Source organism: Prevotella sp. TF12-30 (assembly GCF_003436715.1).
Lineage (GTDB): Bacteria > Bacteroidota > Bacteroidia > Bacteroidales > Bacteroidaceae > Prevotella > Prevotella copri_A.
This window is the reverse complement of record NZ_QSQJ01000014.1, coordinates 1-14470: the sequence shown is the minus strand read 5'-3', so window position 1 is coordinate 14470 and position 14470 is coordinate 1. Positions and strand designations below refer to the sequence as shown.

11 protein-coding genes are annotated in these 14470 nt (G+C 47.6%); 8 read left to right on the top strand and 3 right to left on the bottom strand.

Annotated features, from left to right (window positions below):
* The first annotated feature begins 29 nt into the window (after window positions 1-29).
* The 4 genes from rpsD to DXD25_RS07035 all read left to right on the top strand — a co-directional run bounded on the left by rpsD (window position 30) and on the right by DXD25_RS07035 (window position 3121).
* Window positions 30-635, top strand: coding sequence for a 30S ribosomal protein S4 (rpsD, locus tag DXD25_RS07050; RefSeq protein WP_089543912.1), 606 nt, complete (start codon window positions 30-32; stop codon window positions 633-635).
* Between the two features lie 12 nt (window positions 636-647).
* The gene (locus DXD25_RS07045; RefSeq protein WP_089543911.1) at window positions 648-1643 is read left to right on the top strand and encodes a DNA-directed RNA polymerase subunit alpha; all 996 of its coding nucleotides are present in this window, start codon (window positions 648-650) and stop codon (window positions 1641-1643) included.
* A gap of 33 nt (window positions 1644-1676) precedes the next feature.
* On the top strand, window positions 1677-2162 hold the full coding sequence (rplQ, locus tag DXD25_RS07040; protein ID WP_089543910.1) for a 50S ribosomal protein L17: 486 nt from the start codon (window positions 1677-1679) through the stop codon (window positions 2160-2162).
* Window positions 2163-2314: 152 nt separating this feature from the next.
* On the top strand, window positions 2315-3121 hold the full coding sequence (locus DXD25_RS07035; RefSeq protein WP_117662530.1) for a hypothetical protein: 807 nt from the start codon (window positions 2315-2317) through the stop codon (window positions 3119-3121).
* Between the two features lie 228 nt (window positions 3122-3349).
* Here DXD25_RS07035 and DXD25_RS07030 read toward each other — a convergent pair whose 3' ends face one another.
* Complete coding sequence (locus DXD25_RS07030; RefSeq protein WP_117662528.1) at window positions 3350-3913, bottom strand: septal ring lytic transglycosylase RlpA family protein; 564 nt, start codon at window positions 3911-3913, stop codon at window positions 3350-3352.
* A 99-nt stretch (window positions 3914-4012) separates the two neighbouring features.
* Here DXD25_RS07030 and DXD25_RS07025 point away from each other — a divergent pair, with 99 nt between their 5' ends.
* The 4 genes from DXD25_RS07025 (at window position 4013) to DXD25_RS07010 (ending at window position 10411) form a co-directional block, all read left to right on the top strand.
* On the top strand, window positions 4013-7054 hold the full coding sequence (locus DXD25_RS07025; RefSeq protein WP_117662526.1) for a PEP/pyruvate-binding domain-containing protein: 3042 nt from the start codon (window positions 4013-4015) through the stop codon (window positions 7052-7054).
* A 64-nt stretch (window positions 7055-7118) separates the two neighbouring features.
* A complete protein-coding gene (locus tag DXD25_RS07020) occupies window positions 7119-8345 on the top strand; it encodes a sugar MFS transporter (RefSeq protein ID WP_117662524.1) in 1227 nt (408 codons plus the stop codon).
* A 188-nt stretch (window positions 8346-8533) separates the two neighbouring features.
* A complete protein-coding gene (locus DXD25_RS07015) occupies window positions 8534-9547 on the top strand; it encodes a class II fructose-bisphosphate aldolase (RefSeq protein ID WP_117662522.1) in 1014 nt (337 codons plus the stop codon).
* A 375-nt stretch (window positions 9548-9922) separates the two neighbouring features.
* Window positions 9923-10411 (top strand): hypothetical protein, encoded by a 489-nt coding sequence (locus DXD25_RS07010; RefSeq protein ID WP_147327873.1) that lies wholly within the window; start codon window positions 9923-9925, stop codon window positions 10409-10411.
* A 172-nt stretch (window positions 10412-10583) separates the two neighbouring features.
* Here the strand turns inward: DXD25_RS07010 and DXD25_RS07005 are convergent, their stop codons facing one another.
* Both DXD25_RS07005 and DXD25_RS07000 read right to left on the bottom strand, forming a co-directional pair.
* Complete coding sequence (locus tag DXD25_RS07005) at window positions 10584-11387, bottom strand: DUF5106 domain-containing protein (protein ID WP_117662518.1); 804 nt, start codon at window positions 11385-11387, stop codon at window positions 10584-10586.
* A gap of 45 nt (window positions 11388-11432) precedes the next feature.
* Complete coding sequence (locus tag DXD25_RS07000; protein ID WP_187360449.1) at window positions 11433-13190, bottom strand: ATP-binding protein; 1758 nt, start codon at window positions 13188-13190, stop codon at window positions 11433-11435.
* Window positions 13191-14470 lie beyond the last annotated feature (1280 nt).

Sequence of the window (14470 nt, the reverse complement as noted above, 5' to 3'; positions counted from 1 at the left end):
TACAAACATTATAGCATTTTATAAATATTATGGCTAGATATATAGGTCCGAAATCTAAAATTGCGCGTCGTTTTGGTGAGCCAATCTTCGGCGCAGACAAAGTTTTGTCCAAGAGAAACTTCCCTCCTGGACAGCATGGCAACAACCGTCGTCGCAAGATGTCTGAGTACGGTGTCATGTTGGCAGAGAAGCAGAAGGCTAAGTACACTTACGGTGTATTAGAGCGTCAGTTCCGTAATATGTTTGAGAAGGCTGCTAAGGCTGAGGGTATTACTGGTGAGGTTCTTCTCCAGAATCTCGAGTGCCGTCTCGACAACGTGGTATTCCGTCTTGGTATCGCTCCTACTCGTGCTGCTGCACGTCAGTTGGTGGGTCACAAGCACATCACTGTTGATGGCAAGGTAGTTAATATCCCTTCATTTGCAGTTAAGCCAGGTATGGTAGTTGCCGTTCGTGAGAAGTCTAAGTCTCTCGAGGTAATCGAGGCAGCACTTGCTGGTTTCAATCATAGCAAGTACCCATGGATTGAGTGGGACGACAATTCTAAGAGTGGCAAGTTCTTGCACAAGCCAGAGCGTGCTGACATTCCAGAGAATATTAAGGAGCAGTTAATCGTTGAGTTGTACTCTAAATAAATCATTAAATTAATGGCGATATTAGCATTTCAAAAACCTGATAAAGTAGTAATGCTGGAGGCTGACAACCAGTTCGGAAAGTTCGAGTTCCGTCCGTTGGAGCCTGGCTTTGGTGTTACCATCGGTAACGCCTTGCGCCGCATTCTCCTTTCATCATTGGAGGGTTACGCTGTGAACACCATCCGCATTGCGGGTGTTGAGCACGAGTTCTCTTCAGTTCCTGGTGTAAAGGAAGATGTTACCAACATTATCTTGAATCTCAAGCAAGTTCGATTCAAGCAAGTAGTAGAAGAATTCGAGAATGAGAAAGTTAGTATCACCGTTGAGAATTCTACAGAATTCAAGGCTGGTGATATAGGCAAGTATCTGACTGGATTTGAAGTGTTAAACCCTGATTTGGTGATTTGTCATTTAGACTCCAAAGCTTCGATGCAGATTGATCTGACAATTAATAAGGGTCGTGGATACGTCCCTGCTGATGAGAATCGTCAATTCTGCACAGACGTTAACGTTCTCCCAATCGATTCCATCTACACCCCTATCCGTAACGTAAAGTATGCGGTTGAGCCATATCGTGTTGAACAGAAGACCGACTATGACAAGCTCGTACTCGAAGTTACAACAGATGGTTCCATTAGTCCTAAGGATGCGCTGAAAGAGGCTGCGAAGATCCTTATCTATCACTTCATGCTCTTCTCTGATGAGAAGATCACCCTGGAGAGTCCTGATCAGGATACCAACCAGGAGTTTGATGAGGAGGTTCTTCACATGCGCCAGTTGCTCAAGACTCGTCTCGTAGATATGAACCTTAGTGTTCGTGCGCTCAACTGCTTGAAGGCAGCTGATGTAGATACCTTGGGTGATTTGGTTCAGTTTAACAAGACTGACCTCTTGAAGTTCCGCAACTTCGGTAAGAAATCGCTCTCAGAGCTTGATGATTTGCTCGAGAGTCTGAATCTGTCTTTTGGAACTGATATTTCAAAGTATAAATTAGACAAGGATGCGTAATGCATCCTTTGTCCAAAAAGAACAAAAATTAAAATGAGACACAATAAGAAATTCAACCATTTAGGTCGTACTGCTTCTCATCGTAACGCGATGTTGGCTAACATGGCTGCATCACTTATCTTGAGTGAGCACAAAAGAATCACTACGACCCTCGCAAAGGCAAAGGCTCTTAAGAAGTATGTTGAGCCACTGATCACACGTTCAAAGAATGATACAACTACATCACGTCGTGTTGTTTTCCGTTATCTTCAGAACAAGTACGCTGTGAAGGCTCTCTTCGGTGAGGTAGCTGAGAAGGTAGCTAACCGTCCTGGTGGTTACACTCGCGTTATCAAGTTGGGTACCCGTCAGGGTGACGCAGCTGAGATTGCTTTCATCGAGCTCGTTGACTTTGATGAGAACATGGCTAAGACTCCTAAGGCTGCTGCTAAGAAGACTCGTCGTAGTCGCAAGGCAACAAAGGCTGAGGAGGCTCCTGCAACTGAGGCACCTGCAACTGAAGAGGCTGCAGCTGAATAAGTTACAACTGATCTCACTATATATAAGCGCTTCTGTCGTTAGACAGAGGCGCTTTTTTTGTTTTAGGGGATTCCCTAACTTTATTTAGGGATTCTTTCTTCATGTTTTCAATAAATAGTTGTACTTTTGCAGCAGAATTAAATGATAGGGTTATGAAAAAAGTGATACTTTTGATGCTCTGCTCTTCGCTGGTGATGAGCAGTTGCGATACATATACTGGCAGTGGAGCCTATGCTGGAGGTTCTATCGGCTCCATTCTCGGTTCCGCCATCGGTGGATTATCCGGTGGACCTAGAGGCTCTGACATGGGAACCATCATCGGCATGGCTGGCGGAGCTGTTGTAGGTGCTGTCATCGGAAGTCAGGCTGATCAGGCGCAGGCTGACCGTGAAGCAGCTTACAAGCAGGATAAAGTAGAGCGGCGCTCCGTAAGTGATTACGGCAATGCGCCTGTAACCGATAATCCCGAGATCTTCGATTCCAACAATGGGGGTGATGACCGTCTCTATGATTTCAAGGGCAAGGACTATACCGGTGATTACAGTGCCCAGCAGCCTACTACTTCTATGCCTACTGCTACCGTAGAGGAGCTTGGTGCCCGATTCTCCTATTCTCCTACTTTGGAGATTGTGAATGCCCGGTTTGTTGATGACAACGAAGATAATTGTTTGAATCGCAATGAAACCTGCAAGGTGATATTCGAGATTGTCAACCGAGGTCATGAGCCGGTTTACGATGTTGTTCCAACCGTGGTTGAAACCACCGGCAACAAACATATCTTCATTTCGCCGAGTATCCATGTCGAGAAGATTTCCCCAGGATCGGGTGTTCGGTACACCGCAATGGTGAAAGCGGATAGAAAGTTAAAGGATGGAATGGCAAGGTTCTGCGTGAGTGTGATTCATGAGGGCAAATCCATTTCCAAGGTCAATGAATTCAATATCCCTACCAAGAGATAATAATCTCCTAGTAGTTGCAACATAAAATCAAAAAAAGCAAGAAACAGCTTGATTGCTGGTTCTTGCTTTTTTCTTTTTTGGGGGGAGTATAAAGCTTTTGCCCTTTCAGGGCGTATTGTACATAGCTGGTTTACCCAGGGTGTTGCCCTGGGCTAGGAGCTTCTGCCCTTTCAGGGCGTATTGGTGCTAGGAGCTTCTGCTCTTTACCTTCTGCCGGTGACTGTTGGCTCATGGCGTATGGTGGTGATGAGGGGCTTTTTCCTTTGCTTCAACCTTGGCTTTAGCTTTTTCCTTTGCCTCGATCTTGGCTTCAGCTTTCTCCCTTGCCTTTTCCTTCTTTTCGAAATAATGGTCGGGTTCAAACTCAGCCATTTCGAAATCTATCTTCGGGAGCTTGCTATCCTCAGGCTTGAAAGGAACAGGGTTATCCAGTCTTTCTACCTTCACCGTAGCCACACCCTGCGAAATCATGTCGATTTCTTTCGCTGCTGCCCAGGAAAGGTCAATGATTCTTCCCCTTCCGAACGGACCACGGTCGATCACTTCAACGATTACACTCTTGTCATTTCTCAGATTCGTAACCTTCAGCATCGTGCCGAAGGGATAATAACGGTGTGCACACGTCAGACTGTCATGGTGGATTCTCTGTCCACTTGCCGACCTGGCACCCGTGGCACGTTTAGAGTAATAGGATGCCTTGCCACGCTGATGCTTCTGACCGCAGCATGGGATGTATGATAATGTACTCAGAAATGTACTCAATAATGCTATGATAAATAATCTTCTTTTCATAACTTCTCGATATTTTGTTTGCAAATATATAAAAAAACGATGAAAAATGCAAGAAAATCTCAGAAAATCAGTATCTTTGCACTATAATTCGCTACACATATGGAAAATAATGTACCCCAAGAGTGGAATAAGTTCTATTTGAAAGACGTATCATTTGTCAATCTCATGATGCGACGTATCTACAATGTCTTGATTGTAGCCAACCCTTACGATGCGTTCATGCTAGAAGATGATGGACGCATCGAGGAGAAGATATATAATGAGTATATGGAGCTGGGTCTCCGTTACCCCCCAACCTTCACCCAGGTCTCAACCACCGAAGAGGCAGCCCAGGTACTGCGCTCCACCGTCATCGACCTCGTCATCTGTATGCCGGGTAATGCCGACAACGATGCCTTCGATGTGGCGCGTGATATCAAGGGCAAGTTCCCGAATATCCACTGCGTGGTACTCACCCCGTTCTCCCACGGCATCACCAAGCGAATGGAGAACGAAGACCTCAGCATCTTCGATTACGTATTCTGCTGGCTGGGCAACACCAACCTCATCCTCTCCATCATCAAGCTCATAGAGGATAAGATGAACCTGGAGCACGATATCCGGGAGGCAGGCGTGCAGATGATACTCCTGGTAGAAGACTCCGTGCGCTTCTACAGTTCCATCCTGCCCAACCTCTACAACTATATCCTCGAGCAGAGCAAGAATTTTTCCAAGGAAGCCCTCAACCGCCATGCTGCCACGATGCGAATGCGTGGCCGTCCGAAGGTGGTGCTCGCCCGTACCTACGAAGAGGCGCAGAAACTTTACGATAAGTATTCCAACAATACCCTGGGTGTCATCAGCGATGCCCGATTCCCGTTGAAGAGTGCCGCCAAGGCTTTCGGCAACGAGGTGGAGCAGGAGGCGAATCCCGAGCACGGCACCGATACCTTCGGACGTGAGAAATGTCCTGATGCCGGATTGCGCCTTTTCCGTTACATCCGCAAGACCGATCCGTTCGTACCGCTCATCATCGAGAGTTCCGAGAGCGACAACCGTGCCAAGGCAGAAGCCGAGGGATTCCGCTTTGTAGATAAGAACTCCAAGAAGATGAGTGTGGATCTCCGTCGCCTGATGGAGGAGCACATGGGCTTCGGCGATTTCATCTTCCGCGATCCGAAAACTCACGAGGAAATCATGCGCATCCGCAGTCTGAAGGAGTTGCAGGATAACATCTTCAACATCCCCAACGATTCGATGCTCTATCATATCAGCCGCAACCACATGAGCCGCTGGCTCTGTGCCCGTGCCATCTTCCCGGTTTCCGCCTTCCTGAAGCACGTCACCTGGGAGAAGCTGCAGGATGTGGATGCCCACCGACAGATCATCTTCGATGCCATCGTGCAGTACCGTCACATGAAGAACCTGGGCGTGGTTGCCGTGTTCGACCGTATGAAGTTCGATAAGTATGCCCATTTTGCCCGCATCGGCGAAGGATCGCTGGGCGGAAAGGGCAGGGGACTTGCCTTCCTCGACAACATCATCAAGCGCCATCCTGAGTTCAACCAGTATGAGAATGCCACCGTGCAGATTCCGAAGACCGTGGTGCTCTGTACCGATATCTTCGACGAGTTCATGATGAGCAACAATCTCTATCCGATAGCTTTGAGCGATGCCAGCGATGATGAAATCCTGAAGCACTTCCTCCATGCGCAGCTGCCCGATTCGCTGATAGCCGACTTCTTCACCTTCTTCGAGGCAACGAAGAGTCCTATCGCCATCCGTTCCAGTTCGCTGCTCGAGGATGCCCACTATCAGCCTTTCGCCGGCATCTATTCCACCTATATGATACCTTATCTCGAGGATAAGTATCAGATGCTCCAGATGCTCGCCTGCGCCATCAAGGGCGTGTATGCCTCGGTGTTCTATCGCGATTCCAAGGCATACATGACCGCCACCCGCAACGTCATCGACCAGGAGAAGATGGCGGTAATCCTGCAGGAGGTGGTGGGCAAGGACTACGGCACCCGCTATTATCCTACGATGAGTGGCGTGCTCCGTTCGCTCAACTATTATCCTATCGGCGATGAGGAGGCAGAGGAGGGCATAGCCAGTCTTGCCCTCGGTTTGGGTAAGTATATCGTGGATGGCGGTCAGACCCTCCGCGTCTGTCCGTATCATCCGCATCAGGTGCTGCAGACTTCCGAGACGGAGATGGCGCTGCGCGATACCCAGACCCAGTTTTATGCTCTCGACATGAAGCACGTGGGCGATGACTTCAAGGTGGATGACGGATTCAATATCCTCAAGCTCCGTGTGAAGGATGCGGTAGAAGACCAGAGTCTCAACTACATCGCCTCTACCTTCGACCCTTACGATCAGGTCATCAACGACGGTGTGTATGAAACCGGCCGCAAGCTCATCACCTTTGCCGGAGTGCTCCAGCACGATGTGGTGCCTCTGCCGGAACTCATGCAGATGTCGATGAAGTGCGGTTCCGAGGCGATGCGCCGACCGGTGGAGATTGAGTTTGCCTGCAATATCCATGCCGACAAGACCTGTGATTTCTATCTCCTCCAGATCCGTCCGATCGTGGATGCCAAGGAGATGCTCGACGAGGATGTCAGGGCGATACCGGATGCCGACTGTCTGCTCCGTTCCCACAACTCCCTGGGCCATGGCATCAGCGAGGATGTCACCGATGTGGTGTATGTGAAGTACGATGACCAATTCTCGGCGATGAACAATTTCTATGTAGCCGATGATATCGAGCGCATCAACCGCAAGTTCCTGGCAGATGGCAAGAATTATGTGCTGATAGGTCCGGGCCGCTGGGGATCGAGTGATCATTACCTGGGCGTACCGGTCAAGTGGCCGCATATCAGTGCCGCCCGCGTCATCGTAGAGGTGGCTTTGAAGAATTACAACATCGATCCGAGTCAGGGCACCCACTTCTTCCAGAACCTCACCTCTTTCGGCGTGGGCTATTTCACGGTAGATACCAATACCGAAGAGGGAGGCTTCGTAAACAAGGAGATATTGGATGCGATGCCAGCCGTAGAAGAGACGCAGTATGTGCGCCATGTACGCTTCGACCGTCCGCTCAGAATTCTGATGGATGGCAAGAAGCAGGAGGGAGCAGTCCTGCATCCGCAGGAATAGGCTCCCGGCACTGCCGGCATCAAGAATAAAAAAGTGTTCAGTAAAAAAGAAATAGAATAAAAAAATGTTGAACCAAGAAACAGAAAACCATTCAGTGAGCGACAAGAAATATCTTGTCCCGTTCATTCTCATCACGTCGCTCTTCTTCTTGTGGGGCTTCGCGCGTGCCATTCTCGATGTGCTCAACAAGCACTTCCAGAATGCCCTGCACATCAGTATCACCCAGTCAGCCATGATCCAGGTAACCACCTATCTGGGTTATTTCCTCATGGCTATACCGGCGGGCATCTTCATCAATAAGTATGGCTATCGCCGGGGCGTGGTGTTTGGCCTCCTGCTCTTCGGCCTGGGTGCCATCTTCTTTATTCCGGGGGCAGCGATAGGCAGCTTCTCTGCCTTCCTCTTCTGCCTCTTCGTCATCGGATGCGGACTGGTGTTCCTCGAAACAGCCGCCAATCCATACGTTACCGAACTGGGTGCCAGGGAGACCGCTACCAGCCGATTGAACCTCTCGCAGTCGTTCAATGGACTGGGCAGCATCTTTGCCACCTTCTGCATCGGTCAGTTCCTCTTCAATGATACGCAGCAGGGCGGCAATGTGGTCATACCTTATGCCATCCTGGGCGTTCTGGTGCTTGCCATCGCCGTGGTGTTCTCCCGTGTCGATCTTCCGGAAATCCAGCACCAGCAGACGACGGAAGACAAGGCGAAGGGCAGCAATATCGCCAAGCTCTTTGCCAACCACAGGATGTTCGTCTTCGGTCTCTTCGCCCTCCTGAGCTACGAGGTGGCCGAGATCTCCATCAATTCCTACTTCATCAATTTCGTCACCGGCATGCATTGGATGAGCGACCGCACCGCCTCTCTCGTCCTCACCCTTGCCCTGGCGTTCTTCATGGTAGGCAGATTCCTGGGCAGCTGGATCATGCGCCATATCCAGGCAACCACCATGCTCCTCATCTGTGCCGTGGGCAGCGTGGTCTGCGTCGGACTGGTGCTTTGCGATCTGGGCATCGTGTCGCTGGTAGCCCTGGTGGGCAACTATCTTTTCGAGGCAATCATGTTCCCTACCATTTTCAGCATCGCCCTCACGGGATTGGGCAATCTTACCAAGTCGGCATCCTCGCTCCTGATGATGACTCCGATAGGCGGATGCGGCTTCCTGCTGATGGGAATGATCGCCGATACCACCCATGTCACCCTGCCTTTCGTGGTACCGTTTATCGGTTTCCTCATCGTCTTGGCTTATGCCGTTCGGGAGTACAAATTGCAAAGTGCAATTAGCAAATAAGGGGTTTTAGGCGACTAAAAAGGGGGAATTAACTTTTTTAACTCGCTTGTAACACGAAAAAGTAAGCATATTTTTTGCTGTCTCAAAAGAAAAAGTTAAATTTGCACTCGGTTATGATGGGTGCGTCTAGAATCCATCTGATAAAAATGAATAGAATGTTTCATTAAACAATAAAATTAATAACAATTATGGCAGTAGATTACAAGAAAATCGGTCTTGTGAACACTAAGGAAATGTTCGCAAGAGCTATCAAGGGCGGTTGGGCCGTTCCTGCTTTCAACTTCAACAACTTGGAGCAGCTCCAGGCTATCATCCAGGCTTCTTCAAACTTGAAGTCACCAGTTATCCTCCAGGTATCTAAGGGTGCTCGCAAGTATGCTAACCCTACATTGCTCCGCTACATGGCAGAGGGTGCTGTAGAGTACGCTAAGGAGTTGGGTTGCAACCATCCTGAGATCGTTCTCCACCTCGATCACGGTGATAGCTTCGAGACATGTAAGAGCTGTGTAGATTTCGGCTTCTCTTCTGTAATGATCGACGGTTCTTCACTTCCATACGAGGAGAACGTTGCATTGACAAAGAAGGTTGTTGATTACGCTCATCAGTTCGGTGTAACTGTAGAGGGTGAGCTCGGTGTCCTCGCTGGTGTTGAGGATGACGTAGTTGCTGAGGAGTCTCACTATACAAAGCCTGAGGAGGTTGTTGATTTCGCTACACGTACAGGTTGCGATTCATTGGCTATCTCTATCGGTACTTCTCACGGTGCTTACAAGTTCAAGCCAGAGCAGTGCACACGTGACCCTAAGACTGGTCACCTCGTTCCTCCTCCATTGGCATTCGATGTTTTGGAGGCAGTAGAGAAGCAGCTTCCTGGTTTCCCTATCGTTCTCCACGGTTCTTCTTCAGTTCCTCAGGAGTATGTTGATATCATCAACAAGTACGGAGGCAAGTTGCCAGATGCAGTTGGTATCCCAGAGGAGCAGTTGACTAAGGCTTCTCAGAGCGCAGTTTGCAAGATCAATATCGACTCTGACTCTCGTCTTGCTTTCACAGCTGGTGTTCGTGAGACATTTGCTCTTCACCCAGAGTACTTCGACCCACGTCAGTACTGCGGTAAGGCTCGTGAGTACATGGTTGACCTCTATAGCCACAAGATCAAGGATGTTCTTCATTCTGACAACAAGTTGGCTAACCTCGACTAATCTTCGAGATTTATCAACCCAAAATAATAGCGGGAATCCTTCGGGGTTCCCGCTTTTTTAATGCCCTTTTCTTTCATCTTTCTTTCGCTTTTCTTACATTTTGTTATGTAACAGAATCGTTGTGTGCGTAAACGTTGTATTTCTTTACATAATTTAACCTAAAATATTTGGAGCGTATTACTTTTTTCTCTAAATTTGCACCCGAACAAATGTAAGAACTACATTTTGAGATTCTTGTATATCATTTGTATATTGTAAAAGATGATTTAGGCCGAAAGGTTATTTGGAAGTCTTCCAGAGTGTTGCAACCCCGCAGATGCTTGTAAGAGGAGACCAGGTTTAAATGATTGAATAACAATTAGTAAATGATAAAATATGAAAAAGTTTTTTGGAATGGTCATCACTTGTATGATGGCATTGGGTTTAGTAAGCTGCAGTGCGGCTGACGATGATTTGACGGGCGATACAACAACACGTGTCAACACCGTTACAACAAAGTCAAACTTCTCACTGCTCAGTTATTCACAGACAACCGGTGCTGAGGTAAATGAAACCTCTAACATCAATGGTGAGAACAACGAGAAGCTGGTATGCAAGGTTCTTTCTGGTGGTCAGTTGCAGTTGACTCACAAGAATGTAATCTTCGATGAGGGCACAAATATCAAGTTTGACTCTCAGTTAGTTGGCAACAAGATTATCATCACCGAGACAGGCGATTACGGCAAGTCTGGTAAGTATGGTTATTTCACACTTGTTGCGAAGGTTGGAATAGTTAAGGATGGTGACTATGTGATCGTAGTTAAGAGAAACGACCACACTCGCGAGGAGTTCAATATGCATTACGACTCTTCAAAGGCGAAATAAGGTAGAATATATGATTAATACAATACCTTACGATTATGATTCAATATAAATAGGTAGAATAGAAAATATAATATAGAAAGTGAATTTAAAGTGTGATTAAAGAATGTAATTGAATAATAGTAAATGTAAATGATAATAAGCGTCGCTTAGACGACCAGTCTAGTTTTTTTTATTAATTGTTATTGATTACGCTGATGAGCAGTTCCGGCGTACAGTCCTTTAAAACCACGATGTTGCCTTTGTCTAATAAGTAAATCGTAGGCATCGCCTTGATGCTGTAAGTAGCACTTATCTGATCGTCCGCAATGATTCTGAGCATTCTGTATTCAGCAGGAATGGTCTGTTTTTTCAGCCACGCCGTAACCTTGTGGCAATTCTCGCATTCCGGATCATAGAAGTAGAGTATCACCTTTTCGTTCTGATAGTCAGTCAACTGATGCATTTTTCCATCTTCCAGCTTGAAGGAGAGGTTGGTAGCCTTGGTGCCTGGCAGGTTTTTCCGTGCCGCCTTCCACTTGAAGTCGATGCGTTCCTTTTCCGCTTCATCGAAGTAAGGCGACTTCTTCATTTCCGCCAGGAAGAAGCTATATACCCTGTCGTTTCTCATCGGCGACTGTGGGTCGTCGAAATAATGCTCTATCAGGCTCTCGAATTTCTCCTTGGCAGGCTTCTGTGCGTAAGCCTTGGCGGTGAAGGCGCTGATGCCTTTCTGGGCGATCTCGTCGTTGAAACGGGCGAGGATATCGATGAAGTTGACGAATCCCTGTTCTGTAATCTCCTCGTTTTTCAGTTGGGTAGTATCAGCAAACTGATAGTTGTCCCAGTAGTGCTCGCTGAGGTAGGTAGCGCGCTGTTCTACGCTGCGTAGCGTATCAGGCAGCGCAGGGTAGGGGAATGCATTCTGTGCCTGAGTATTCAGGCAGCATAACATAAGCATGCATGCGATAAGATAAGAGATATGTCTTGCTTTCATCATTTTATCATTTTATTATTTGTAGAATCTGTTATTCTTCTCCGGTAATTATATCTCCTCGCAAGCCACCATTTCCGCTCCGCGGTAGATGACCACCAGCTTGTGGAGCTTTGTGGTCTTTACCGCCTCTCTGACCATATCACTTTCCGCATAGCGGGAGATTTGAGCTGAAGCCTCCTCGAAGAGCTTTTTCACTTGCTCATCGGTGGTTTGGCTCTTGCAATATTTCAACTCGATGATATATGAATCCACCATGTCCTTGTAGATGTCACAGAGTGGAGAGAGGAAGATGTCGGCATAGCCGCCGTCATTGTCCAGCTCAGAGATAGGGCGATAGAACTTGTTCTGGCTCGTCATCGCCAAGGTGAAGCCATGCACGAAAGCCTCTCCCTTCTGCTTGTCTCGCTGTGAGGAGTACTTCTTCAGGCAGTCGGCGATATATTCAAAGTATGGCTTGAATTGTCCATCGTATGCCAGTTTGCTCTCCAGTTTACCCTTGCTATATCTATCATATACCAAGTCATTCTCCTTGTAGGTGTCGAGCAGGTAGGTGTACATCTGGTCACGCACCACCTCATTCGGGATGATGAACTTGGTCTCACCCTTGTATGTTCCGTCTATCGTTACCATACCGAAATAGAACAGCAGGCTGAGGAAGTTGTCTGGGTCGTTGATTCGCTCGGCAGGGAAGTTTTCGTTGAGCGTGCCTATCACGAATCCCTGGGTCACCAACTGCTGGATGATGCTGGCATCGTGGGCGAATTCCTTGTCGTGTCGGATGAGCATGCGCATCTTGTCATAGTCGATGCGGATGTTTGTCTCCACCATCTTCTTAGGGATTTGGTATTCGCTTCGGATGTAATTATCTACGAAGTTGAGCACCATTACCGAGTTGTACATAGTGGTCTCACCATATCTCTCCTCGGCAAAGCAATAGTTGTCGTACCAAGGCTTCATCACCTTGATCAGCTCATCGGTGGTGTGATTGAACGGCAGGACGCTGCCGTAATAATCCAGCATCTCTCTCACTTCTTTCTCGGTAAATCCCGTCATCTCATTGAAGTCAGGTGAGAGCGAGTAGTTGGTTCCGATGTTGAATCCGCTGGTCAGGTCATCCATGGTCACAGGGCTTACTCCCGTGACGAACACTCTGCCCAGGGTATTGCCAGCCGCACCCTTGATGGTGTTGAAGAACTGGCGCAAGTATCCCTCACCGTGGGTCTGGTTTCGATACCTCATAAGATGCTCCTCATGGGCGAGAATCATGTTGGTGAAGTTGTCGTACTCATCGATGAAGAGATAAATCTTCTTTCCCACCTCCTGGCACTTCTGGCAAAGAAATCTCAACTTGGATACAGCATCAGGCTCCTGTTGCAATCCTTCCTTGGTACCAGCAGGAAGAATATGTGCATAGATGTCGCAGAAGAAATTGAATACAAGGCGACAATGGTTGTCCAGTCCATCCTTATAATCATCCAATCCTGCTGCCACCTCGGCAAAATTGAGGTGGATGATGAGATATGTACTATGCTCTGGTGTAGGATTCTGCCCGATGTATAGCTTGCCAAAGATTTCCTCAAACTTGTCTTTCTTGTTGATGTCATAGTAATTCTCAAGCATGGAGAGGGTAAGTGTCTTGCCGAAACGGCGAGGGCGAATGAAGAAGAAATACTTGTTGGATTCTTCTATCTGCTCGATGAAAGGAGTCTTGTCAACATAGTAGCAATCCTCTTTTATGACATCCTCAAAATTCTGCATGCCGTATGGTATGCGCTTGCGATAAATGCGCTTTGGTCTTACTATCATAACTCAGTTTGATTATTCGTTTTTGAATCTGATGGCAAAGATAATACTTTATCTCCTAATCTCCAAAACTTTTCCCGAAAAACTTTGCCCGTACAGCTTCAAAAACACTCTTCACTCTTCACAGGAATGGCATGAATGTCTGTAGCTAAGGAATTTGCACGGGTGAAGAGTTGCGCGCCACTCTTCACCACTCTTCACCACTCTTCACCCGGAAAATCTGTGAAAATCTGTGAATTGAAAATCGGCGGCCGAAGGGAAAGCCAAATCTGTGGGACATAAAATGTGGTTTCGGCCCCAGACCGAACAGGTCGATCATCCGTTTAAAATCCGTGCGTAATCCGTGGAGCCAGAATGTTCTGTTAACTCAGCGTAATCCGATGAATAAAATATCCAGGTGAAGAGTGGTGAAGAGTGGTGAAGAGTGGTGCGTCACTCTTCACCTCTCGCAACCCCAGTGTTTATCGGGGTTTCAGCCGATTTGGTGAAGAGTGAAGAGTAAAAAGAAGAGTGGTGCTTTTATAAAAAAGCTCCCGACGCATCGTTTTGTGCCTGGTAATGGCAGATTATTGCCCTGGTAAAGGGCAATGTTGTGCCATAGTGAGGCAATAAGCGCTACAAGCCAGCTTTGCGTCTTGTAAGTACTATCATTGTTGCTTGTTAGTACTATCGCTGTTGCTTGTAAGTACTATCATTGTAGCATCGTTTTTACGTTAATAGTCTTCGGAGTAACCTTTGCTTGTTGCCGGAAGAATTAATGGTATAAGCCGGAGATGCCTATGTCTTCAGCCGCACAACAGCTGTTGTGCGCTTGCATAACAGCTGATATGCGCTCGCCCAACACCTGTTGTGCAAGCGGATATCAGCTGGTGGGCGATATTTTTTATATAATCTCCCTATCCTCCGTCAGGCGTTTCGACGGATTTGCAATCCGTCGTTAAAAAATGGCCTAACCTATTTATGTTCTGCGGATTTGTAATCCGCAGCAGGGAGATTGTAATATGTTGTGGATTAGGGGATTACAAATCCCCTGGTTTGATAGGTCGAACCTTTTTTTACGACGGATTTCAAATCCGTCGGGACGCCTGGCGGGGTATGGGACGCCTGGCGGGGTATGGACGCCTAGCGGGGTGTGGGACGGCTAGCGGTGTGTGTTGGACGCATAGCGAGGGTGTGGGATGTCTGGCGGGGGGTGATGAACGACATATCCGGTGAGGCGGAATAGATTTATAATCCAATAGTGGTAAATTCTATGGTTTTTCAAATTTTTGCATTTTTTTCTT